The 22,532-nt window shown below is 33.3% G+C and carries 19 protein-coding genes and 4 tRNA genes; all 23 read right to left on the bottom strand.

The window, feature by feature from the left end:
- Positions 1-17: 17 nt before the first annotated feature.
- Entirely contained in the window at positions 18-3,830 is a 3,813-nt protein-coding gene (gene rpoB, locus RF683_RS02510) for a DNA-directed RNA polymerase subunit beta (protein WP_309532643.1), read from the bottom strand.
- Between the two features lie 239 nt (positions 3,831-4,069).
- The gene (gene rplL / locus RF683_RS02505; RefSeq protein WP_309532642.1) at positions 4,070-4,444 is read right to left on the bottom strand and encodes a 50S ribosomal protein L7/L12; all 375 of its coding nucleotides are present in this window, start codon (positions 4,442-4,444) and stop codon (positions 4,070-4,072) included.
- A gap of 53 nt (positions 4,445-4,497) precedes the next feature.
- A complete protein-coding gene (gene rplJ, locus RF683_RS02500; protein WP_298655803.1) occupies positions 4,498-4,998 on the bottom strand; it encodes a 50S ribosomal protein L10 in 501 nt (166 codons plus the stop codon).
- A gap of 22 nt (positions 4,999-5,020) precedes the next feature.
- Positions 5,021-5,710 (bottom strand): 50S ribosomal protein L1, encoded by a 690-nt coding sequence (gene rplA, locus RF683_RS02495; protein ID WP_298655806.1) that lies wholly within the window; start codon positions 5,708-5,710, stop codon positions 5,021-5,023.
- Positions 5,711-5,729: 19 nt separating this feature from the next.
- Positions 5,730-6,167, bottom strand: a complete 438-nt coding sequence (gene rplK / locus RF683_RS02490) for a 50S ribosomal protein L11 (RefSeq protein WP_298655809.1) — start codon at positions 6,165-6,167, stop codon at positions 5,730-5,732.
- A 67-nt stretch (positions 6,168-6,234) separates the two neighbouring features.
- Entirely contained in the window at positions 6,235-6,786 is a 552-nt protein-coding gene (gene nusG, locus RF683_RS02485) for a transcription termination/antitermination protein NusG (protein ID WP_298655812.1), read from the bottom strand.
- Between the two features lie 6 nt (positions 6,787-6,792).
- Positions 6,793-6,981: a preprotein translocase subunit SecE gene (gene secE / locus RF683_RS02480; protein ID WP_291274365.1), complete on the bottom strand. Its 189-nt coding sequence runs from the start codon at positions 6,979-6,981 to the stop codon at positions 6,793-6,795.
- Between the two features lie 19 nt (positions 6,982-7,000).
- Positions 7,001-7,071: transfer RNA gene (locus tag RF683_RS02475), tRNA-Trp, on the bottom strand.
- 60 nt (positions 7,072-7,131) lie between these two features.
- On the bottom strand, positions 7,132-8,319 hold the full coding sequence (tuf, locus tag RF683_RS02470; protein WP_298655819.1) for an elongation factor Tu: 1,188 nt from the start codon (positions 8,317-8,319) through the stop codon (positions 7,132-7,134).
- Positions 8,320-8,376: 57 nt separating this feature from the next.
- Positions 8,377-8,448, bottom strand: a tRNA-Thr gene (locus tag RF683_RS02465).
- Positions 8,449-8,520: 72 nt separating this feature from the next.
- A tRNA-Tyr gene (locus RF683_RS02460) sits at positions 8,521-8,602 on the bottom strand.
- 67 nt (positions 8,603-8,669) lie between these two features.
- Positions 8,670-8,743 (bottom strand) — tRNA-Thr (locus RF683_RS02455).
- Positions 8,744-8,831: 88 nt separating this feature from the next.
- Positions 8,832-9,134 (bottom strand): ribosome hibernation-promoting factor, HPF/YfiA family, encoded by a 303-nt coding sequence (gene hpf / locus RF683_RS02450; RefSeq protein WP_298656436.1) that lies wholly within the window; start codon positions 9,132-9,134, stop codon positions 8,832-8,834.
- 31 nt (positions 9,135-9,165) lie between these two features.
- Positions 9,166-10,059, bottom strand: a complete 894-nt coding sequence (locus RF683_RS02445) for a tyrosine-type recombinase/integrase (RefSeq protein WP_309532641.1) — start codon at positions 10,057-10,059, stop codon at positions 9,166-9,168.
- Positions 10,060-10,130: 71 nt separating this feature from the next.
- Positions 10,131-10,325, bottom strand: a complete 195-nt coding sequence (gene rpsU / locus RF683_RS02440) for a 30S ribosomal protein S21 (protein ID WP_309532640.1) — start codon at positions 10,323-10,325, stop codon at positions 10,131-10,133.
- 74 nt (positions 10,326-10,399) lie between these two features.
- Positions 10,400-11,566: an acyl-CoA dehydrogenase family protein gene (locus RF683_RS02435; RefSeq protein ID WP_309532639.1), complete on the bottom strand. Its 1,167-nt coding sequence runs from the start codon at positions 11,564-11,566 to the stop codon at positions 10,400-10,402.
- 23 nt (positions 11,567-11,589) lie between these two features.
- Complete coding sequence (locus RF683_RS02430; protein ID WP_309532638.1) at positions 11,590-12,474, bottom strand: ComEA family DNA-binding protein; 885 nt, start codon at positions 12,472-12,474, stop codon at positions 11,590-11,592.
- Positions 12,475-12,478: 4 nt separating this feature from the next.
- Positions 12,479-12,688: a PspC domain-containing protein gene (locus RF683_RS02425; protein ID WP_309532637.1), complete on the bottom strand. Its 210-nt coding sequence runs from the start codon at positions 12,686-12,688 to the stop codon at positions 12,479-12,481.
- 31 nt (positions 12,689-12,719) lie between these two features.
- Positions 12,720-13,988, bottom strand: a complete 1,269-nt coding sequence (locus RF683_RS02420; protein WP_309532636.1) for a DUF2851 family protein — start codon at positions 13,986-13,988, stop codon at positions 12,720-12,722.
- Positions 13,989-14,085: 97 nt separating this feature from the next.
- Complete coding sequence (locus RF683_RS02415; protein ID WP_309532635.1) at positions 14,086-15,447, bottom strand: pyridoxal-phosphate dependent enzyme; 1,362 nt, start codon at positions 15,445-15,447, stop codon at positions 14,086-14,088.
- A 128-nt stretch (positions 15,448-15,575) separates the two neighbouring features.
- Complete coding sequence (locus RF683_RS02410) at positions 15,576-17,438, bottom strand: putative porin (RefSeq protein ID WP_309532634.1); 1,863 nt, start codon at positions 17,436-17,438, stop codon at positions 15,576-15,578.
- 96 nt (positions 17,439-17,534) lie between these two features.
- Entirely contained in the window at positions 17,535-19,157 is a 1,623-nt protein-coding gene (locus RF683_RS02405; RefSeq protein WP_309532633.1) for a SusD/RagB family nutrient-binding outer membrane lipoprotein, read from the bottom strand.
- 10 nt (positions 19,158-19,167) lie between these two features.
- Entirely contained in the window at positions 19,168-22,377 is a 3,210-nt protein-coding gene (locus RF683_RS02400) for a SusC/RagA family TonB-linked outer membrane protein (protein WP_309532632.1), read from the bottom strand.
- Between the last annotated feature and the right edge of the window lie 155 nt (positions 22,378-22,532).

Genomic DNA, 22,532 nt, shown 5'->3' with positions numbered 1-22,532 from the left:
TGAAACTGCAAACTTTATTATTCTTCTAATCTAATGTCTAATCCAAGACCTTTTAATTCATGCATTAATACATTGAATGATTCAGGTAATCCTGGTTCTGGCATAGTTTCTCCCTTAACGATTGCTTCGTAAGTTTTTGCTCTACCTGTTACGTCATCAGATTTAACCGTTAAGATCTCTCTAAGCGTACTAGAAGCACCATAAGCTTCAAGTGCCCAAACCTCCATCTCTCCGAAACGTTGACCACCAAATTGTGCTTTACCACCTAATGGTTGTTGTGTAATCAATGAGTATGGACCTATTGAACGTGCATGCATTTTATCATCTACCATGTGACCTAATTTAAGCATATAAATTACACCCACAGTAGCTGCTTGATGGAAACGTTCTCCTGTTCCTCCATCATACAAATACGTATGACCAAATCTAGGAATTCCCGCTTCATCTGTAAATTCATTGATTTCATCTAGTGATGCACCGTCAAAGATTGGCGTAGCAAACTTCTTCCCTAATTTTAATCCTGCCCATCCAAGAACAGTTTCATAAATTTGTCCGATGTTCATACGAGAAGGTACTCCAAGTGGATTCAATACGATATCAACTGGTGTTCCATCTTCTAAGAATGGCATATCTTCTTGACGTACAATTTTTGCAACGATACCTTTATTTCCGTGACGTCCTGCCATTTTATCCCCTACTCTTAGCTTACGTTTTTTAGCAATATAAACTTTAGCTAATTTTAAGATTCCTGATGGTAATTCATCACCTACTGTAATGGTAAATTTCTCTCTTCTTAATACCCCTTGTAAATCATTTAATTTGATTTTATAGTTGTGAATTAAGTCGTTAATTAATGAGTTTGTATGCTCGTCAGTTGTCCATTGCCCTTTTGTTAAATGAGCAAAATCTTCAACGGCTTGTAGCATTTTTTTAGTGAATTTTTTACCTTTTGGTAATACTTCTTCACCTAAATCATTAAGTACACCTTGAGATGTTTTTCCGTCAACAATTAAGAATAATTTATCGATTAACTTGTCTTTAAGTTCATTGAATTTTACTTCAAATTCCATTTCAAGTTTATCTAAATCTTCTTTATCCTTAGTACGTTTGCGTTTATCTTTTACTGCTTTCGCAAATAATTTTTTATCTAAAACCACACCGTTTAATGAAGGTGAAGCTTTTAATGACGCATCTTTAACATCACCTGCTTTATCTCCAAAGATAGCGCGTAATAATTTTTCTTCTGGTGTAGGATCTGATTCTCCTTTAGGTGTAATTTTCCCAATTAAGATATCACCAGGTTTTACTTCTGCACCAATTCTGATCATACCATTTTCATCAAGGTCTTTAGTAGCCTCTTCAGAAACATTAGGGATATCATTAGTTAATTCTTCATTACCTAATTTTGTATCTCTAACTTCTAATGAATAATCATCTACGTGAATAGAGGTAAAAATATCATCACGAACTACTTTTTCAGAAATTACAATTGCATCCTCAAAGTTATACCCTTTCCAAGGCATGAAGGCAACTTGTAAATTTCTACCTAAAGCTAATTCTCCGTTTTGTGTAGCATATCCTTCACAAAGTACCTGACCTTTTACTACTTTATCTCCTTTTCTAACAATAGGTTTTAAGTTAATTGTAGTACTTTGATTTGTTTTTCTAAATTTGATTAATTGATATGTTTTTTCGTCTTCATCAAAACTTACCATTCTTTCTTCCTCTGTTCTGTCGTATTTTATTGTAATCATGTTGGCGTCAACATAAGTTACAACTCCAGAACCTTCCGCATTAATTAACACTCTAGAATCAGACGCAACTTGTCTTTCTAAACCAGTACCTACAATAGGTGCTTGTGGTCTTAAAAGAGGTACAGCCTGACGCATCATGTTAGATCCCATCAAGGCACGGTTCGCATCATCATGCTCTAAGAATGGAATTAATGAAGCTGAAATAGATGCAATTTGATTAGGGGCAACGTCTGTATAATGTACAGCACTTGGCTCTACTACAGGGAAATCTCCTTCTTCTCTTGCAATTACTTTATCTGCAGTAATTTTTCCATTTGCATCCATGGTAATATTTGCTTGCGCAATTAATTTACCTTCTTCTTCTTCTGCGCTTAAATAAATTGGTTCCGAAACTAAATCCACTTTACCATTATCAACTTTACGATATGGTGTTTCAATGAATCCCATTCCGTTTACTTTAGCATACACACCTAATGATGAAATCAAACCAATGTTTGGTCCCTCAGGTGTTTCAATTGGACATAAACGACCATAATGCGTATAGTGAACGTCACGAACCTCGAAACCTGCTCTTTCTCTCGATAAACCACCAGGTCCAAGAGCTGACAAACGACGTTTGTGTGTAATTTCAGCTAATGGATTCGTTTGATCCATAAACTGAGACAACTGGTTTGTTCCAAAGAATGAATTAATTACTGATGATAATGTTTTTGCATTAATCAAATCGATTGGTGTAAACACTTCGTTATCACGCACATTCATTCTTTCACGAATTGTACGAGCCATACGCGCTAAACCAACACCAAATTGAGCTGACAATTGTTCCCCTACAGTTCTAACGCGACGGTTCGATAAGTGGTCAATATCATCAATTTCTGCTTTTGAATTAATTAATTCAATTAAGTATTTTACAATCGTAATAATATCTTCTTTTGTTAATACTTGTTTATCCATCGGGATATCTAAGCCTAACTTTTTATTCATTCTGTAACGACCTACATCACCTAAGTTGTAACGTTGGTCTGAGAAGAATAATTTATCGATGATACCACGAGCTGTTTCCTCATCAGGTGGTTCTGCATTACGTAATTGTCTATATATATGTTCTACAGCCTCTTTTTCAGAGTTAGTAGGGTCTTTTTGCAATGTATTATGGATAATAGCAAAATCTGCTTGATTATTATCCTCTTTGTGTAATAAAATAGATTTTACATCCGCTTCTAAAATTTCTTCTACATTATCTTTATCTAAGATAGTATCACGGTCTAAAATAATTTCATTACGCTCAATAGATACTACTTCTCCTGTATCCTCATCCACGAAATCTTCATGCCAAGTATTTAACACACGAGCAGCTAATCTTCTACCGATGAATTTTTTGATTCCTGTTTTTGAAACTTTAATTTCTTCTGCAAGATCAAAAATTTCAAGAATATCTTTATCTCTTTCAAAACCAATCGCTCTGAAAAGAGTAGTTACAGGTAATTTTTTCTTTCTATCAATGTACGCGTACATTACGTTATTGATATCTGTTGCAAATTCAATCCAAGAACCTTTAAAAGGTATAATTCTTGCTGAATATAATTTAGTTCCATTTGCATGGAAAGATTGTCCGAAGAAAACTCCAGGTGATCTATGCAATTGAGACACTACAACACGTTCTGCGCCATTAATAACAAATGTTCCGCTTGGCGTCATGTATGGAATAGTTCCTAAATAAACATCTTGAACTATTGTTTCAAAATCTTCATGTTCAGGATCTGTACAATATAATTTTAAACGTGCTTTTAGAGGCACACTATACGTCAAGCCTCTATCGATACATTCTTCGATAGTATATCTAGGAGGATCAATAAAATAATCTAGAAACTCTAGAACGAATTGATTTCTAGTATCAGTTATTGGAAAATTTTCCATGAAGGTGTTGTAAAGACCCTCGTTACCTCTCTCATCAGATTTAGTTTCTAACTGGAAAAAATCTCTAAATGATTTTACTTGTATATCAAGAAAATCTGGATAATTAGGAATATTTTTCGTTGAGGCAAAATTGATTCTTTCAGTCTGATTAGCAATCATCAATGGACAAAATTTTGATTAAAAAAAGTAATTTTTTTGTGTAAAACACATGCTTAATTATACTTCCTTTTTTAATAACCATAACATCTTTGAAAATAAACCAGGAAAGTTAGATTATTTTCTTTCTTCGTTTATGGTTACTTTTTTTGTAAAATTAAAAAATTTAATATACGCAAAATGGTTTAGACCTTTGAGAGGAAATCTCAAGGTCTAAACCTAGCTTTTTTTGATAAGTTAGCTTATTTTAACTCAACAACAGCTCCTGCTTCTTCAAGTGCTTTCTTAAGACCTTCTGCTTCGTCTTTAGAAACACCTTCTTTAACATTTGTTGGAGCAGCATCAACTAAATCTTTAGCTTCTTTAAGTCCTAAACCAGTTAATTCTTTAACTGCTTTAACAACTCCTAATTTAGAAGCTCCAGCATCTTTTAATACTACTGTAAATTCTGTTTGTTCAGCAGCACCAGCATCACCAGCACCAGCTCCTCCAGCAACTACTACTGCTGCAGCAGCAGGCTCGATACCATACTCATCTTTTAATATTGTTGCTAATTCGTTAACTTCTTTAACTGTTAAGTTAACTAATTGCTCTGCGAATTGTTTTAAATCTGCCATTTTTTCTATCTTTAATGTGTTTAAAAAATATAATAATTTATAGTGCGTTTGTATTATTCTGCTACTTCACCTTTTGTTTCTGCATTATTTAATAAAGCAGAAAGGATTCGTTTAGCAGGAGATTGAAGTAATCCAATGATTTCGCCAATAACTTCTTCTTTAGATTTAATAGCTACTAAGCTATCTAATAAGTTATCTCCGATATAGATTTCTTGATTAATAAAAGCTCCTTTGAAAACTGGTTTATCTCCTTTTTTACGGAATTCTTTGATAATTTTAGCTGGTCCATTTGCGGTTTCAGCAATCATCATTGATGTATTTCCTTTTAAAACAGATGATAAATCACCGTAATCTGTAGCCGAAGCTTCCAATGCTTTCTCTAGCAATGTGTTTTTTACCACTTCTAATTTGATACCTGCTTTGAAACAAGCTCTTCTTAGATTTGAGGTAGTATCTGCATCTAGTCCTGAAATGTCTGCTAAATAAACAACATTTACACCTTCTAACTGTGCAGTTAAATCTTGAATAGCAATTGCTTTTTCTTCTCTAGTCATACTAAATATTTTTAACTACCAATTATACTGCTTTAGGATCTAAAGCAATAGCAGGACTTTGTGTACTTGATAAGTGAATAGACTTAATATAAGTACCTTTAGCTGCAGTTGGTTTTAATTTGATTAATGTTTGAACAATTTCGTGTGCATTGTCATAGATTTTATCTGCATCGAATGATACTTTACCTATACCTGCATGAACGATACCAGTTTTATCAACTTTAAAGTCAATTTTACCAGCTTTTACTTCTTGAACAGCCTTAGCAACATCCATAGTTACTGTACCTGTTTTAGGATTAGGCATTAAACCTCTTGGTCCTAAAACACGTCCTAATGGACCTAATTTACCCATAACAGCAGGCATTGTGATGATTACATCAACATCTGTCCAACCGTCTTTGATTTTTTGAAGATAATCATCTAACCCAACGTGGTCTGCACCAGCTGCTTTAGCTTCAGCTTCTTTATCAGGAGTAACAAGTGCTAACACTCTTACATCTTTACCAGTTCCGTGAGGTAATGAAACCACACCTCTAACCATTTGATTCGCTTTTCTAGGATCTACACCTAAACGTACTGCGATATCAACAGACTCATCAAATTTTGCAGAAGCTATTTCTTTAATTAAAGCCGAAGCTTCTTTTAAAGAATATAATTTATTCTTCTCAATTTTTGATGCAGCCACTTTTTGCTTTTTTGTCAATTTTGCCATGTCTAATTCTTTTTAACGATTAAAAAGGAGCATTTCCTGTTACTGTAATACCCATAGATCTTGCTGTACCTGCAACCATACTCATTGCTTTTTCTAAAGTAAAAGCGTTTAAGTCTGGCATTTTGTCTTCAGCAATAGTCTTAATTTGATCCCAAGTAACACTTGCAACCTTTTTACGGTTAGGTTCACCTGAACCAGACTTTAATTTTGCTGCCTCTAATAATTGAATTGCAGCAGGTGGCGTTTTAACAACAAAGTCAAAAGACTTGTCTTTATACACAGTAATTTGTACTGGTAAAACTTTGCCAGGTTTATCTTGTGTTCTTGCATTAAACTGCTTACAGAACTCCATGATGTTAACCCCAGCAGCCCCCAAAGCAGGTCCAACCGGTGGCGATGGATTCGCAGCACCTCCCTTAACTTGTAGTTTAACTACTTTACTAACTTCTTTTGCCATTTTTTAAAAAAATTTAGCACATCTATCAATTGGAAGCGATTGATGTGATTTATATATGTAACGAAAATTATACTTTTTCAACTTGCATAAAACTTAGTTCTAAAGGTGTTTTTCTTCCAAAAATTTTCACCATTACTTCAAGTTTACGCTTTTCTTCATTTACTTTTTCAATAGTTCCATTGAATCCATTGAAAGGTCCATCAATAACTTTTACTGTTTCACCAATAGTATATGGAATGTTGATGTTTTCTGTTTTAACAGATAACTCATCAACTTTACCTAACATACGGTTTACTTCAGCTTGTCTTAAAGGAACTGCGTCTCCGCCTTTAGTCTCACCTAAAAATCCAATAACACCCGTAATTGATTTTATTATATGAGGAATTTCTCCAGTTAAGTTAGCTTCTATCATAACATAACCAGGAAAATACACTCTTTCTTTTGCTATTTTTTTCCCATCTCTTACTTGCACAACTTTTTCAGTAGGCACAAGTACTTGAGAAATATAATCAGCCATTCCAACACGATTAATCTCTTGTTCGATATAAGACTTAATCTTGTTTTCTTGGCCACTTACAGCTCTTACAACATACCACTTCTTTACATTATTATCAGCCATTGTATATTAACCTTTTAATAAATTAAAGAAACCGTTTAATATCTTAGTGAAAGATACATCAACTCCCCATGTTGCTAAAGCGAAAATAACAGAAAACAATGCAACTATAATGGTATACTTTTGGACTTCGTCCCAAGCAGGCCAAGTTACATTAGACTTTAATTCTTCGAAAGCTTCAGAAAAATATTTTAACATGATATTTTACTTTATTTAGCACGAGCGGAGGGATTCGAACCCCCATCAATGGTTTTGGAGACCACTATTCTACCCTTGAACTACGCTCGTATGTTAAAAAACCAGTGCCGTCAAAACGACACTGATTCTTATATTAATTTAAACTTGTAATTAGTCTAAAATTTCAGTTACCTGACCAGCACCTACAGTTCTACCACCTTCACGAACAGCAAAACGTAAACCTACTGATAATGCAATTGCACTTAATAATTCAACTTCAATAGTTAAGTTATCTCCAGGCATAACCATATCTCTACCTGCTGGTAAAGAAATTGTACCTGTTACGTCAGTTGTACGTACATAAAACTGAGGACGGTAGTTATTGTGGAATGGTGTATGACGACCACCTTCTTCTTTTTTCAAGATATAAACCTCTGCTTTGAATTTAGCATGTGGTTTAACTGAACCTGGTTTACAGATTACCATACCTCTTTTGATATCAGCTTTGTCAATACCTCTTAATAATAAACCTACGTTATCACCAGCTTCACCTCTGTCAAGGATTTTACGGAACATCTCAACTCCTGTAATTGTAGAAGTTAATTTATCAGCCCCCATACCAATGATTTCAACAGGATCTCCAGTATTAGCAACTCCAGTTTCGATACGACCTGTAGCAACAGTTCCACGACCTGTAATTGTAAATACGTCTTCAACTGGCATTAAGAATGGTTTATCAACGTCACGAGCTGGTAATTCAATCCAATTATCAACTGCTTCCATTAATTCCATTACAGTAGCAACCCATTTTGGATCACCGTTTAATGCACCTAAAGCAGAACCTTGAACAACAGGACCATTATCACCATCATATTGATAGAAAGATAATAAATCTCTGATTTCCATTTCTACTAATTCTAATAATTCAGCATCGTCAACCATGTCAACTTTATTCATGAATACAACCATTCTAGGCACACCTACTTGACGTCCTAAAAGGATATGCTCACGAGTTTGTGGCATTGGACCATCTGTAGCAGCAACTACTAAGATAGCACCATCCATTTGAGCAGCACCTGTAACCATGTTCTTAACGTAATCCGCGTGACCTGGACAGTCAACGTGAGCGTAGTGACGATTAGCAGTTGAATACTCAACGTGTGAAGTATTAATTGTAATACCTCTTTCTTTTTCTTCTGGAGCGTTATCAATTTGGTCAAATGATTTTGCTTCAGATAAACCTGCATCAGCTAATACTTTAGTGATTGCAGCTGTTAACGTAGTTTTCCCGTGGTCTACGTGTCCGATAGTACCAATATTTAAATGGGGCTTCGAACGATCAAATGTTTCTTTTGCCATGACTTTAAAATTTAATCTTAGTTATATATTAGTGTTCAAAAAATTAATTCAAACTTGAGCCAATGACGGGATTTGAACCCGTGACCTCTTCCTTACCAAGGAAGCACTCTACCCCTGAGCTACACCGGCTAGTGTAAATCAGAAGTTAGAATTTAGAAGTTAGAATAAATATCTAAATTCAGAATTCTAAATTCATTTCTGTGGGGAGAGCAGGATTCGAACCTGCGAAGACTTAGTCAGCAGATTTACAGTCTGCCCTCGTTGGCCGCTTGAGTATCTCCCCAAACCATTTTTATTATCACCAAGCGCCGTACTATTCAACAAAAATATCACAACACTCTCTTTCAAAGAGCCGATGGAGGGACTCGAACCCACGACCTGCTGATTACAAATCAGCTGCTCTAGCCAGCTGAGCTACACCGGCAATAATAAAAAAAGTCCGCTATTTCTAACGGACTGCAAATGTAGGGATTTTATTTATTAATCAAAACTTTTTTATATTTTTTTTTATTTTAGCTATGTGCACGAACTTTTTCTTTGCGTTTCACTAACAATCTTTCTAAAGATTCTGTCGCTAAATCAGCTGCTTCTTCAAATGATTTGCTTTGCTTTTTTACAACAAATTCATCCCCTGGCACACTTATTTTTAATTCTACAATTTTATTTTCTTTATCGCTTGTATTTTCTACCTTAAGAAAAACATCAGAAGCCACTACCTTATCATAGAACTTTTCTAATTTAATCACTTTTTCTTCAATAAAATTTACCAATTTTTTGTCAACATTAAAGTTGACCGCATGAACATTTACTTTCATAATACTATAAAGATATTAAATTAAACAACAGCTACTTGTTTCTTGGATGCGTATCTTGATAAACCTTTTTTAGTTCAGACAAACTACTATGGGTGTAAATCTGAGTGGAAGATAAACTTGCATGACCAAGCAGCTCTTTAACTGAATTTAAATCGGCACCATTGTTTAGCAAATGGGTTGCAAACGTGTGCCTAAGAACGTGTGGACTTTTTTTTACCTTTTCAGATATACCACTAAAGTAATCATTTATTAATCTGTAAACAAATGTTTCGCTTACTTTATTTCCTTTTTTAGATAAAATTAACAGTTCAGAATTTTCTATTTTTTCAAGCTGCTGTCTATGAGACAAATAAGATTGCAACAACTGAATAGTTGTTTCTAACAAAGGCACAATGCGTTCTTTATTTCTTTTTCCTAATACCTTAATTGATTTTGAATAAAAATCCACGGCATGTACTTGAAGATTAATTAACTCTGCGCGTCTTATACCCGTCGCATAAAAAAGCTCAATTACCAATCTATTTCTAACAGATTCAAAATCATCATCTAAAAAATAAACTTCAAATAATTGATTCACTTCGGTTTCAGAAAATGGTATTTGGACTTTTTTAGCCGTTTTTAAGGATTTGTGTTTTAAAAAAGGATTAAAGGTGATTTGTTTAGTTTTTAGTAAAAATTTGTAGAATGATTTTAACGAAGCCATTTTTCTATTTATAGAAACAGCAGCCATTTGACTATCTGAAAGCGCAACAATCCAGGTTCTTATTATAGGATAAGTAACCTCTTCCAATGAAATACTTCCGTGATTTAAGTTTAAAAAATCTTGAAATGAAAGAATATCTTCACCATATGCTTTGACAGTATGAGAAGAATAGTTTTTTTCTTTTCTTAAGTATTCTTGATGTGCTTGAAAATTTGTACGCATAAAAAAACCGCTAGACACAAATTTACAATTTATAATCTAACGGTTTATACTATTAATCAAAAAAAAAAAGACTATCCTTCAACAGAATCCTTTAATTTTTGAATATACTGTGCTTTTTGAATTTCTGCTCTTCTAGAAACAGATGGTTTCGTGAAAGCTTGACGCGCTCTTAACTGACGAACAGTTCCAGTTTTGTCAAATTTTCTTTTATAGCGCTTTAATGCTCTATCGATATTTTCTCCGTCTTTAATTGGTATAATTAACATAATCTAGACACCTCCTCTCTTTTAGGACTGCAAAAGTACTAAATTATTTTTAATATCAAAGGATAATTCAATAATTATACTACAGGCTTGTAATTTTTATTGTCAATAATCATTTTAGACAAGATTTCTTTTAAGATTTCTGAAGTTCCTCCACCAATAGGTCCTAAACGACTATCTCTTAATAAGCGAGCTAATGGATACTCTTCCATATAACCGTAGCCGCCTAGCATTTGCAAACAATCATATATAGCTAAATCAGCAACTTTGGTTGATTTCAGTTTAGCCATTGTAGCTTCTTTTACTACATATTCTCCTTTATTTAATCGAGCTACAGTAACATAATTAAATAATTTACAATGCTCTATTTCAGTAGCATGCTCAACTAAGGTATGTCTTAAAGCCTGAAATTTATTTATAGTTGTTCCAAAAGCTTCACGGTGAGACATGTATTCAAGTGTATAATCTAGCGCATATTCAGCTCTTGCGTGTGCATTAACAGCCATAATTAAACGTTCTAACGCAAAATGTTGCATGATATATGGAAATCCTTTTCCTTCTTCACCCATTAAATTTTGAAGCGGTACTTCTACATTATCAAATGAAATTTCAGCAGTATCTGAAGCTCTCCAACCTAATTTATCTAATTTAGTAGCAGTTATTCCTTTTGTATTTGTATCTACTAAAAAAACACTAATTCCTTTGTTTCCTAATTCTGGAGACGTTTTTGCTGCCACAACATAATAATCTGCATATACCCCATTTGTTATGAATGTTTTTGAACCATTGATAACATATTTATCACCTTGTTTAGTCGCTGTAGTTCGCATTCCTGCTACATCGCTTCCGCCAAACGGCTCAGTAATACATAATCCTCCTATTTTTTCACCTGCGATACTTGGCGCTAAATATTCTTGCTTAATTCTTTCATCTCCTTCTGCATTTAAATGTGTCATAGCGAGATAAGCATGTGCCCACATGGCCGCAGCAAACCCAGATGATTTAATTTTTTGTAATTCTTCCAAAAAAACAACTGTGTAAAACAAATCGAGGTTCATTCCTCCATAAACTTCAGGATAATTGATACCAAAAAAACCCATTTCACCGAATTTTTTCCAAATAAAACGCTCAATCGTTCCTGTCTTTTCCCATTTTTCTATATGTGGAACAACTTCTCTCTGAAGAAAATCGCTAAAGCTTTTTCTGAACATTTCATGTTCTTCAGTAAAATACAATGAATTCATAAAACCAAGGTTTGTATAATTTTTTAAAAGGTCAAATATAAGGTTATTATTTTTATTTTATCCACAGGGAATTGTTTAACATTTGTTAAATCTTCGCTATTTTTAATCTCTCCATGCATACTTCTATAGGTCACTATATTCTTAGCAATAGTGTAATTAAAATACGGAAATTGGGACAATTCTTTCATAGATGCATTATTGATATCGATTTTATGTAATGCAGGATTTCCTTTAACTATAAATTTTTTAGCTATATCTTGTAATGCTTCTTCAGAAATTCCCCAAATCAATGTTAGCTGTTCCATACTTACAAAGCCCCCTAGTTTTGTTCTTTCAAGAATAATTCTTTGCGCTAATTTTTCTCCAATCATAAATACCGCTTCTAAATCTTCTTGGGTTGCCGTATTGATATCTTTTACAGTATTCTTTTTGATGGTCTTATTTTGAACAAACTCGTTATGTGAAGATTTTTTAGCATTTGACTTTGAAACCCAATCAGGAAACTTAAAATAGGGCGCATATTTTTTTAACCAATCTTGAGAAACGCCTGTTAACTTCTGAAATTCTTCTGCAGAATTTACATACTTATCTTGTGCTCTATATTGATGTAATTTATCTAGTTGCGTTAGGGACATTCCTAATTTATATCCTTTATAGTCGGTTATGAAATTTGGATTAAATGGATAAATTTTTCCTTGTTCTTCTGCTTGAGCAGACTTAACACTGTCTATTTCGGATTGAACAGCTAACCAATTTTGCTCTTCTTTACTTAAGATCACGCAGGAAGCCGTTTTTTGATGCTGTAAAAAATAAATGACCAGTTGTGCTGAAGTTATTAATAAAATCAATAGCAACAGCCCTAGGTAATGCCCTTTAGAAAAAGTGAAAATCCAACGAAATTTTGACATTATTTTACAAATCAAAAACAGAACTACGCTTAGTATAAATCATATCTTTAAGCTTTAATACAAAAGCCAAGGTAAGATATAACCCAAAGCCTATTCCAATAGTAACAAATGAAATATATACAAAAAAAAGACGAACATTTGTGGCGCGCATTCCTAACCTATCTGCTAGTCGCGATGCTACAAAAAAACCGTGTTTTTCAAAAAAATGTAACATAGTATGCCTTTTTATTTTTGGTTAAAGATACTTACTTTTTTAAAATATTCAAACCAACAGCGCATTGTAAACATTTAGATTTATCACAATATTCATTTTTTAACTGTAAAAGCGCTTGAGAATCGTATGCATTAGACACTTCTATTTTTAATGTTTTAAACTTTTCAATGATTGAATTTTTTTCTTCTTTTACTCCTTTCAGTCCTTGTAATAATTGCTCTAAAGGCATATCATGCAACGTGCTTTGATAACAAAACCGCATAGGTACAATGGTGTTTACAAAAATTAAGTCTAAAAATGAATCCGTAACTACTTTTTTCTTTGTTATCGAAGGGGTTCCAAATACATAATGGTTTTGCCAATATAGCGAAGTTGCATGCCTGAAGCTTTCCTTTAATTTTTCACTTGAACCCGTATGCATGCAGTCATAAAATAAATTTTCAGCAGTAAACAAGACCATAGCTAACTGGGCTAATCTTATGGTAGGAAAGTTATCGGGGCGATGCTTAAAAAAAGAAAGTTCTGCTCCAATAATTTCTTTTAATTTGTATTTCGATTTAAGGTAATGCCACGCTTGATGAAGTTCCTTAAAATAGTTGTCTTCATGTGTTGCATCTAAAGCATTTACTAGTCCAAAAAACAATGCCTCTAAATGCAATAGGTTTGTTTTCTCTTTTCGGACAATTTGAAAAGAAAGTTGCTGAGCCATTTTTAAAAACACAACTCCATTTGTATGTAATCCAAAATTTTTAGCTACTAATTCGAAAAAAACTTGTTCCCAGTCATTTTTTGTTGCTTCTAGTCTTTCTGAGATTGCTATAGCTTTTCGTTCCAACCGTTCGAGAACCAATTTTTCTTTCCAATTTTCCCAATAAAACGAATCAACTGCATGTATCTCGCCCTCACAATTTATCCAGGACTTTTTTAACATTAAATTTTTATAAGACGTTAATTCTTTTTGGGTAACCCAATTTTTTAATTCTAACGTAGGAATTTCGGAATTATCTTTTCTAAATACAGGCACGTCATGTTCCCAAACCACATGAAGAATTATGCTATCATACGCTTTGTTATTTTCGTGATGATGTAAATACCAATCTGACGATTTTACATGAATTTCAATATTTCCAGCCCATTTTTGATTTGAAATTCGAATTTGAGCATTAAAAATATCCGGACCTGAAAGCTGCAGGTAATTTCCAAAATGAATAATTTCTAAGGTTTCATTTTGATGTGTTTTTAATTGGGTAAACGGCAGTTTTCTGTGTACCCACAAATAATGTAGAAAATCTTCTTTCATGGCGTATAATTATTTTTTGGCGTATATAAAGTACAAATATAAAAAAAGTTGGTTCCCAAAATGAAAACCAACTGTTAATTTTATACGCTAATGCTATTTATTTAATCGAACTTATAATATCATGCTTAGTGACAATATGGTGCTTTCCTTTACCTAAGTCTACCAATACGGCCTGATTATCTTTATTGATTAATTTAGAAATTTCCTCGATTGAAGTAGTAGCTTGTACAATTGGATAAGGTTTACCCATTACCTCTTTGATAGGTTTTTCTGCAATATCTTTATTTTCAAAATAACTTCTAAATAAATCAGACTCATCAACGCTTCCTACAAAACCAGTAGTATCAATCACTGGAATTTGAGAGATATTATATTTTTTTAAGCGTTCAATAGCATGAGAAACCAATTCTTCTGTACGAACTATTACTAATGGCTTATCTTTATGGTCTTTAATTAAGTCTTGGGCTGTTGTAATTTCCTCATCAAGAAAACCTCTTTCTCGCATCCAATCGTCATTAAACATTTTACCTACATATCTACTCCCCGAATCATGGAATAATACCACAACTACATCTTCTGGATTAAAATGTTCTTTTAACTGCAATACGCCTTTAATAGCTGCTCCAGCAGAATTGCCGACAAAAATACCTTCTTCTAACGCTAATTTTCTCGTAAAAACAGCTGCATCTTTATCGGTTACTTTTGTAAAACCATCTATAAGTGAAAAATCTACATTCTTTGGTAAAATATCTTCACCAATGCCTTCAGTAATATAAGAATAGATTTCATTCTCATCAAATATACCTGTTTCGTGGTATTTTTTAAATACAGAACCGTAAGTATCTATCCCCCAACATTTAACTGCAGGATTTTTCTCTTTTAAATATTTTGCCACACCGGAGATTGTTCCACCTGTACCTACTCCTACTACAAAATGTGTAATTTTACCTTCTGTTTGATCCCAAATTTCTGGGCCCGTTTGTTCATAATGCGCTATTGCATTGCTCGGATTGTCATATTGATTTACATACCAAGCATTAGGCGTTTCTTCTGCTAAGCGCTTAGATACTGAATAATAAGAACGTGGATCGGTAGGTTCAACATCGGTAGGACAAACCACTACTTTTGCGCCAACTGCACGCAGAATATCCATTTTTTCTTTGGATTGTTTATCTGAAATAACACAAATTAACTTATATCCTTTTACAATAGCTGCTAATGCCAATCCCATACCCGTATTTCCTGAAGTACCTTCAATAATTGTCCCGCCAGGTTGTAAACGACCATCCGCTTCAGCATCTTCAATCATTTTGACCGCCATTCTATCTTTCACAGAATTTCCTGGGTTAAATGTTTCCACTTTTGCCAAAACGAGTGTATCTAACTCAGCAGTTACTTTATTTAGTTTTACCAACGGTGTATTTCCAATGGTTTCTAATATGTTTTTTGCGTATTTCATTTTGAATTTAGAGTTTTGAGTTCAAAGTTACTGAGTACCAAAGTTACAGAGTTCTTACTTTTTACTTTTCCAATTTAAATCACAAAGATAATGTGTTTATTAGGAATACACTAACTCTGCAAAGCTAATTATTTAAAGAAATTCCATTCTAATCCAAATCGAATTTTAAAATCTCTGTAAGGATAATTCGGAGCGTTATAGTAATCATTTTTACCAAACAATGCATTAATATGTTCCGCTTTTAAATAAATTCTCGTTTGTTTTACACGTGCATTTACAAAAAAATCTAATAAAGGAAAGTCTCCTATTTTAGTAGTTTTTTGCACAAAAAATTCGCCAATAACAGGCACATAGTCATCAGCATAATACTTTGTAAAATAATTACATGTAACTCCCATTTGAAGTAGCATTGCTTTTTTAAACACAGCATTCGTATAATAAAACGTATTACGGATGATAAATTTAGGCACGTTTAAAATAGCATCTTCTTGCGTTACCTGCTGAAATTTTATTCTATTATCTAAAGCAAACTTTTTATATTTAATTTCTTTTGCAATTTCTACTGCGTAATACTGAATGGTTTTTCCGTATTGAAAAGGCTTAACCATTAAAGAATCTATTCGTTCTTGTGTATTATAAAAATACAAATGATCCGTTAATAATGAATATTGTCCAGAGATATTTAGCCATTTCGTTTTTGCCTCAAAATTTAGCTTACTTATTTTTTCATTAGCAAAAGAGTTATACCAATTAAAATTTTGATAACTACTTTGGCTCAATACATAAGTATTGTCGGGAATTTTACTAGTTTGTTGTCCACTAATTGTTATTGCGTTGTATTGATCTATTTTATAGGTTGCTGTAACTTCAAAATTTGAAGTAGGCTTAGAAGACAACCCATTTTGAGCCAAAACAACAAAGCGCCACTTTGCACGATAAAACTCATATTGTCCGCCTAAAGTAACAATTGTATTGCGTAGATTAGATGGTAAAGACGCAATTGGCGTAAACACGTTTGACGTATTATAAAAAGTATTTGTAGCGTATTGATCAATAAAAAACTGAAGCTCGCCTAACTTTTTAGTTAAAAAACTCACACCAAATTTGTTATACAAAGCATTAAATCTTGTCTTATTATTGATAAGTTGTGTCGTTGCGACTCCTAATCTTGCAACGGGTGTGTTTTGAATAAACTCATAAAATTTATTCTCGTATGAAAATTGATGCTTAAACACTAAGCTATTTACTTCTCTGAACTTATAGAAATGATCAATGAAAAATCGATTCCCTTTAAGCTTAGAAGAGGCATCATTAAAATATACATCTAAGCGTTCACGTTGTGTAAAGGCTGGATTTTCAATTTCAAATTGAGTTAAATTACTAATTCCTCCATTTTCTTGATTAAATATATCTTGTCCCGCAAAGTGCGCATTAAGATAATATTTTTTATTTAACGTATAATAACTTGAACTAAATCTAAAATGACCAGAACTTGTTAAATTATTATAATAATCTCCTATAGAACGAATGGATTTATTAGCAATTGTAAAATTTAAATTACGCTTTGTATTTACAGACAATAACGCATCTAAACTCTGCCCTTGACGCATAACAGTTTTGAAATATATATCGGTGTAAGGCGTGGGAACAGAATAGTAATTGATGTCATCTGCTTCTAAATAGGTAATGTGTTTTGCCTGAAAGCCAAATTGAGGCAAAATGACTGATTTTTTTTTAGAAAAATCTAATTGGGTGTATAAATAACCTTCATTTGCAAAAGGTAGCAATCCATAGGTATCTTTACGCAAGTAGTTATACCTATATTCATCTTGAATAGTTAAAGAAGTATCTATTTGAATGGTATCTTTCTTAAGATTATAATATTTATAAAGTTCTATAGATGCCGTTACATTTTTTACCGAAAGGGTATCTTTTTCTTGTGCCTCAACGCAAAAGACCATAAAAAACAATAAAAAGGCAATTTTTTTCATCCTAGAATTTTAAAGCACAAATGTAATGAGAAAAGATATAATAAAAAAACCCCGACAATGTCGGGGTTTTTAAATATATTAAAAACTACGTTTTAATTATTGTCTCCAGAAAGGAGTTTTTGCATTGATAGTGAACGCCTCAGAAGTACTTACTGAAGGAACGTTTGCACTATTTGCTACGTACTCAGAAACTGGATAGATTAATCTATATGGTTTACGTGTTTGAGTAGCTGTTGTAGCTAGTGGAGTTAATGGATATCCTGTTCTGTTGTAATCAATAAATGATTCAATACCGTGAATACTCATTAATGCAATCCATTTTTGATACATGATAGCATGTAATTTTTGAGCTGTTGTAGTAGAAGCTGTGAAACCAAAGTTAGGTTTTGTATTGATTGTAGTTAAATACGTACCAATAGCAGCATTTCTCAATGTAAAACTTGAAGTTACACCTGTATTAAATAAAGTTTGCGCTCCAGTAAATAAAGAAGGATATCTAACCGCCGCTTCAGCTTGTAAGAAACAAGACTCAGACAAAGTCATTACATAACCATCTGCAGCAGCATACTCATCTAAAGTACCATTGATAACTTGACCATTTAAACCGTATGTCCCTAATAAGCCTAAACGACAAGGTAAACCAGGAAAAGTTGCTGTATTTAATCCAACATCAACTTGGTTAGAACCTTGAGTAACCGCTCTTCTTGGCTGTCCAGGAGCTCCTGTAAATAATCTTGCAGAACGACCATCAGTTACATTAGGATATGAAACACCAGAACCAGTAATAACTTCAAAATTTGTAGTACCTGTTGGCCAGTTAGTTGTAGCATAAGACTGTAAAGACTTATATGCATGACCAGACATTGTAATAAATGTTCTATTTGATTGTAAGTTACCAGCAGAATCATATGCAAAAGTAAAAAATGACGGATTCATATGACCATCAGTAGATAAATCATAACCAGGATTAATAGTTACATTAGCATCAACAAAAGGACCTGCAGCAATAGCAGCTAATTTTGTATCTCTATATGTAGCCACAGCACCTGTAGCTTCAGACATTCTTAAACACATTCTCAATTCGATAGTGTTTGCAAATTTCTCCCACTCAGCCATATCACCACCTAACATAATGTCAAACTCAGCAATATCTTCAGCATTTGCATTTGCAGCAGCGATTAAAGCTCTTGCTTGTTCTAACTCAGCAATTAAGCCTTTGTAGATGTTAAAGTCATCGTCATAAGTAGGCGTAGTATTTGCAGAACCTTGCCAAGCTTGAGAATACGGTGCATCTCCATACAAGTCAACAATATACTGCATGTAATGTGCTTTACAAATTTTTGCAGCAGCTACATAGTTATCATATTGATGATTAGGATTAGGATAATTAATGATTGCTTGGAAATTCATTAAATTTCTATACAAACCATCCCAAATACCATTGTAAAAAGCATTATCAATATTTAATTGATACTCTTTTGCATACCCTCCTGTAAATGACTGAACGTTACCAGCCCAAGAGTTCATAAATACGTTACCTAATTGGTTCATAGTTGTTACCTGAACCGCATATGTATTAGATTGTGCCCCAGGCAATAATTTATCTGGAGTAATTTGATCAAAAGACACATTATTTGGTGATTCATTTACATCCAAATACTGGTCGCACGAAAACATAGCAAAAGCTAGAATTGGCGCTAAAAATTTTATTTTTTTCATATACAATTTATTAGAATGTTAAATTAACACTAAATCCTAATGTTCTAGTAGTTGGGTATTGACCGATATTAGCTATACCTAACGCACTACTTTGAGATGTAGAATAGTTATTACCTGTAGATAAATTGTTAGCCTCTGGATCTGTGTAACCTAAGTTAGCTCCACCATGTGTAGGCTTAATAAATTTACCATCAGCTAAGAATACAAATGGATTTCTAGCATTAACTCCAACACGTAATGAAGTCAATCCTGTTTTTTCAATCATCTTCTTAGGTAAAGAATAACTTAATGATAATTCTCTAATTTTTAATGCTGTTGCATCAATTACTTGAGCCTCACCTACTCTGTCATATACTCCTGAGAAGAAGTTTAATGTACCTGCATAACCACCACCATTAACTGGAGTAGTATTTACAGCTCCTGTAGAAGTTACACCTGGGAATACATAACCTGTATATCTGTCATTTTCAGCAGAATCTACTAAATGTCCAGACCAAGTTAAGTTTCTCTTTGTTTCAGAATAGATAGAATGACCTGTTCTGAAATCTGCTACAGCAGTTAATTTGAATCCTTTATACTCAAAAGAGTTTGTAAATCCAATGATGTAATCTGGAGTCGCTTTTCCTAATTTTTGGAAAGCAGATGTTCTTTGTGGTAAACCATTACCATCAACAACAACATTTCCGTTTGCATCTCTTACGAAAGCTGTACCTTTAATTAATGGAAATTCTTCACCAACAGTTGCGAATACACCAACAAATGTATTAGATTGTAAGTTAACCTCATCTACACCCGCAGCTAAAGCTTTAACTACAGTTTTATAATGTGTATAACTTGCTCTCATATCCCATTTGAAACTATTCGTTTTAACTGGTGTAACACCTAAATCAATTTCAAATCCTTTATTCTGTAAATCACCTGCATTACCTCTTAATGTAGATAAACCAGAAGCTCTAGAAGCTGTAATATTTGTAATCAAATCTTTTGTATCAGCTACATAGTAAGAACCTTCTAAAGTAATTCTATCGTTAAAGAATCCTAATTGAGCAGAAATCTCTTTTGTATTTACGAACTCTGGTTTGATATTAGGATCTGTAGGGAAAGCATTATATGCTAATGAATTTAACGTTCCGAAAGGATAGTTAGTTGCTGGAGTAGCTACTGGATTAATAGCATAAGCAGCGACAGCAGAAGCATTACCTACAGATGTATAAGAAGCACTTAATTTAGCATAGTTCAATACTTTATTATCTTTTAAAGCAGCAATTGCTTTAGTAGGAATGAAAGACACCCCAACAGATGGATAGAAGAAAGAATTTTTAATCACTGAAGATTGCTCAACACGTCCTGTAGCATTTAAGAATAAATAATCTTTGTATGATAAATCAACGTTAGCAAAACCAGCTACTACTCTTGAACGCACCATTCTGTTATCTAAAGCAGAGGCTAAATCTTGATTTAATACGTTATTGATATGGTAGAAACCTGGAATATCTAAATTAGTACCTCCTTGAGTCATAACACGGAAATATCTATCTTGCACGTTGTTACCAATGTTTGCTTTGAAATTGATGTCTTTTGTTAAATCATAATCAAAGTTAACTAATAAATCTCCATAGAAATTTCTAGTTGTTGATTGATTTGCATAGAAGTTAGATGTTACTGGAGAACCTCCCATATCTTCATATGTTAAGACATTTGTACCACCATATGTGTAACTACCAAAGTTATATTCATAACCAATGTTAGTAAATCCATCATTATGTGATTGACTTTCAGTAGTTCTTAATTGTAAGTTAGCTGTATAATTAACACTAATGTTTTTATTGAACTCGTATCCTAAAGCTACAATACCGTTTAAGAAATTGTTATTGTAATCATTTCTGATTGCATTTCTTTTCCAGTAAGGAGATTTGTAATATACCGTCCAGTTATGCTCATTTAAACCTGAGTTTAACTGACCTACAGGAATATTAGAAGCTGTTTGTAATAAGTCATAGTATAAATCAGCATCTGTTTCTGAAGATGTACTAGAAATATAGTTTACATTTCCATCAATGTTGAATTTACCAATTTTTTTACCTGCTTTGAACAAGAATGAGTTTCTCGTTAATTTATCACCTTTAACAACGAAATCTTGGTTTAATCTATTTACAGATAAAAATGCATAAGAATCTGCACCACCAAAATTAAAGTTGAATCCGTTTTGATACGTTACACCTGTGTTAAAGAATTGTTTTACGTTATCTTTAATCGGAGCCCATGGTGTCATTAAAAACTGACCATTTGCTTGTGGTAAACCTACTGGTACCATTGATGGCATTGTAGGGTCACTAAATGCAGGTCCCCAAGCACCATTTTCAAAAGGAACGAAACCGTTACCTGCTGGAATACCAGATGCAGAACCATCAAAGTTAGTATCTGTAATCCATCCTTGACCATACTTGTTTTGTCTTTGAGGCACAAAGTTTACTGATTCAAAATCTACAGCAGAAGTTACACCAAAAGTGAATTTTTCTTTTTTAGATCCTTTTTTAGTAGTAACAATGATTACCCCGTTTACCCCTTGTGCACCATATAATGCAGAACCTTGAGCACCTTTGATAACGTTAACGTTTTCAATGATGTCTGGAGGTAATTGAGACAATACTGTAGCGTTAGAAATTGCATTATCAATAACAATCAACGCTTGGTTATCACCTGTTAACGATCTGTTACCTCTTAATACAATTCTTGACTCTTTGTTTACCCCATTTGTACTTGCATTAATTTGTAAACCAGAAACTTTTCCAGTTAACGCTTGAATTGCATTAGGGTTAACAGCTTGTGTCAACTCTTTGTTACCAATTTGTTGTTGAGTAGATGTGATTGCATCTTTTCTCTTTTTGATACCTAAAGCACCTTCAATTTTCACAACTTCAATTGTAGTATCACCTGACAATGTAAAGTTGATAAGATTAGAAGCACCTACCGTAGCAGATTGCTCAGGTTTACCAACGAAAGTAACCACTAAAACGTCACCTTCTTTAGCTTTGATAGAATACTTACCAGCACCATCAGTTGTAGTACCTTGTTGTGTACCTTTAACTTTAACACTAGCACCCGGTAAAGCTACTCCTTCACTGCTAACTGTACCTGTAACAGTTTTCTGTTGCGCGAAAGAAAACTGCATTGTAAACGCTACTAAAAGCGTAAAAATCCATTTGAACTTCGATCTCATATTAAATTTATTTGAGTTAGTTATTCCGCAAACTTCTTAATTATTTCTTAAATAAACAAATAATACTTCGGAATATTATCAATTTATTTATGTTAAATTTTTTTTGACCAAATTTTTCGTTCATTGAAATAACTATATATTAGCTACATAAAAGT

The sequence above is a fragment of the Flavobacterium sp. 20NA77.7 genome, from assembly GCF_031326205.1.
In the GTDB taxonomy this organism is placed as follows: domain Bacteria; phylum Bacteroidota; class Bacteroidia; order Flavobacteriales; family Flavobacteriaceae; genus Flavobacterium; species Flavobacterium nakdongensis.
Note: the sequence above shows the minus strand (reverse complement) of the source record. Positions and strands in the feature narration are given on the sequence as shown.

Bases quoted from the DNA above. Each gene is read 5' to 3' on its own strand.
- rplJ (WP_298655803.1), bottom strand. From the start codon at position 4,998: ATGACTAGAGAAGAAAAAGCAATTGCTATTCAAGATTTAACTGCACAG.
- rplK (WP_298655809.1), bottom strand. From the start codon at position 6,167: ATGGCAAAAGAAGTTAGTAAAGTAGTTAAACTACAAGTTAAGGGAGGT.
- tuf (WP_298655819.1), bottom strand. From the start codon at position 8,319: ATGGCAAAAGAAACATTTGATCGTTCGAAGCCCCATTTAAATATTGGT.
- RF683_RS02425 (WP_309532637.1), bottom strand. From the start codon at position 12,688: ATGTTACATTTTTTTGAAAAACACGGTTTTTTTGTAGCATCGCGACTA.
- RF683_RS02415 (WP_309532635.1), bottom strand. From the start codon at position 15,447: ATGAAATACGCAAAAAACATATTAGAAACCATTGGAAATACACCGTTG.
- RF683_RS02410 (WP_309532634.1), bottom strand. From the start codon at position 17,438: ATGAAAAAAATTGCCTTTTTATTGTTTTTTATGGTCTTTTGCGTTGAG.
- rpoB (WP_309532643.1), bottom strand. From the start codon at position 3,830: ATGATTGCTAATCAGACTGAAAGAATCAATTTTGCCTCAACGAAAAAT.
- RF683_RS02445 (WP_309532641.1), bottom strand. From the start codon at position 10,059: ATGCGTACAAATTTTCAAGCACATCAAGAATACTTAAGAAAAGAAAAA.
- RF683_RS02400 (WP_309532632.1), bottom strand. From the start codon at position 22,377: ATGAGATCGAAGTTCAAATGGATTTTTACGCTTTTAGTAGCGTTTACA.
- rplL (WP_309532642.1), bottom strand. From the start codon at position 4,444: ATGGCAGATTTAAAACAATTCGCAGAGCAATTAGTTAACTTAACAGTT.
- RF683_RS02435 (WP_309532639.1), bottom strand. From the start codon at position 11,566: ATGAATTCATTGTATTTTACTGAAGAACATGAAATGTTCAGAAAAAGC.
- hpf (WP_298656436.1), bottom strand. From the start codon at position 9,134: ATGAAAGTAAATGTTCATGCGGTCAACTTTAATGTTGACAAAAAATTG.
- RF683_RS02430 (WP_309532638.1), bottom strand. From the start codon at position 12,474: ATGTCAAAATTTCGTTGGATTTTCACTTTTTCTAAAGGGCATTACCTA.
- rpsU (WP_309532640.1), bottom strand. From the start codon at position 10,325: ATGTTAATTATACCAATTAAAGACGGAGAAAATATCGATAGAGCATTA.
- secE (WP_291274365.1), bottom strand. From the start codon at position 6,981: ATGTTAAAATATTTTTCTGAAGCTTTCGAAGAATTAAAGTCTAATGTA.
- RF683_RS02420 (WP_309532636.1), bottom strand. From the start codon at position 13,988: ATGAAAGAAGATTTTCTACATTATTTGTGGGTACACAGAAAACTGCCG.
- nusG (WP_298655812.1), bottom strand. From the start codon at position 6,786: ATGGCTGATAATAATGTAAAGAAGTGGTATGTTGTAAGAGCTGTAAGT.
- rplA (WP_298655806.1), bottom strand. From the start codon at position 5,710: ATGGCAAAATTGACAAAAAAGCAAAAAGTGGCTGCATCAAAAATTGAG.
- RF683_RS02405 (WP_309532633.1), bottom strand. From the start codon at position 19,157: ATGAAAAAAATAAAATTTTTAGCGCCAATTCTAGCTTTTGCTATGTTT.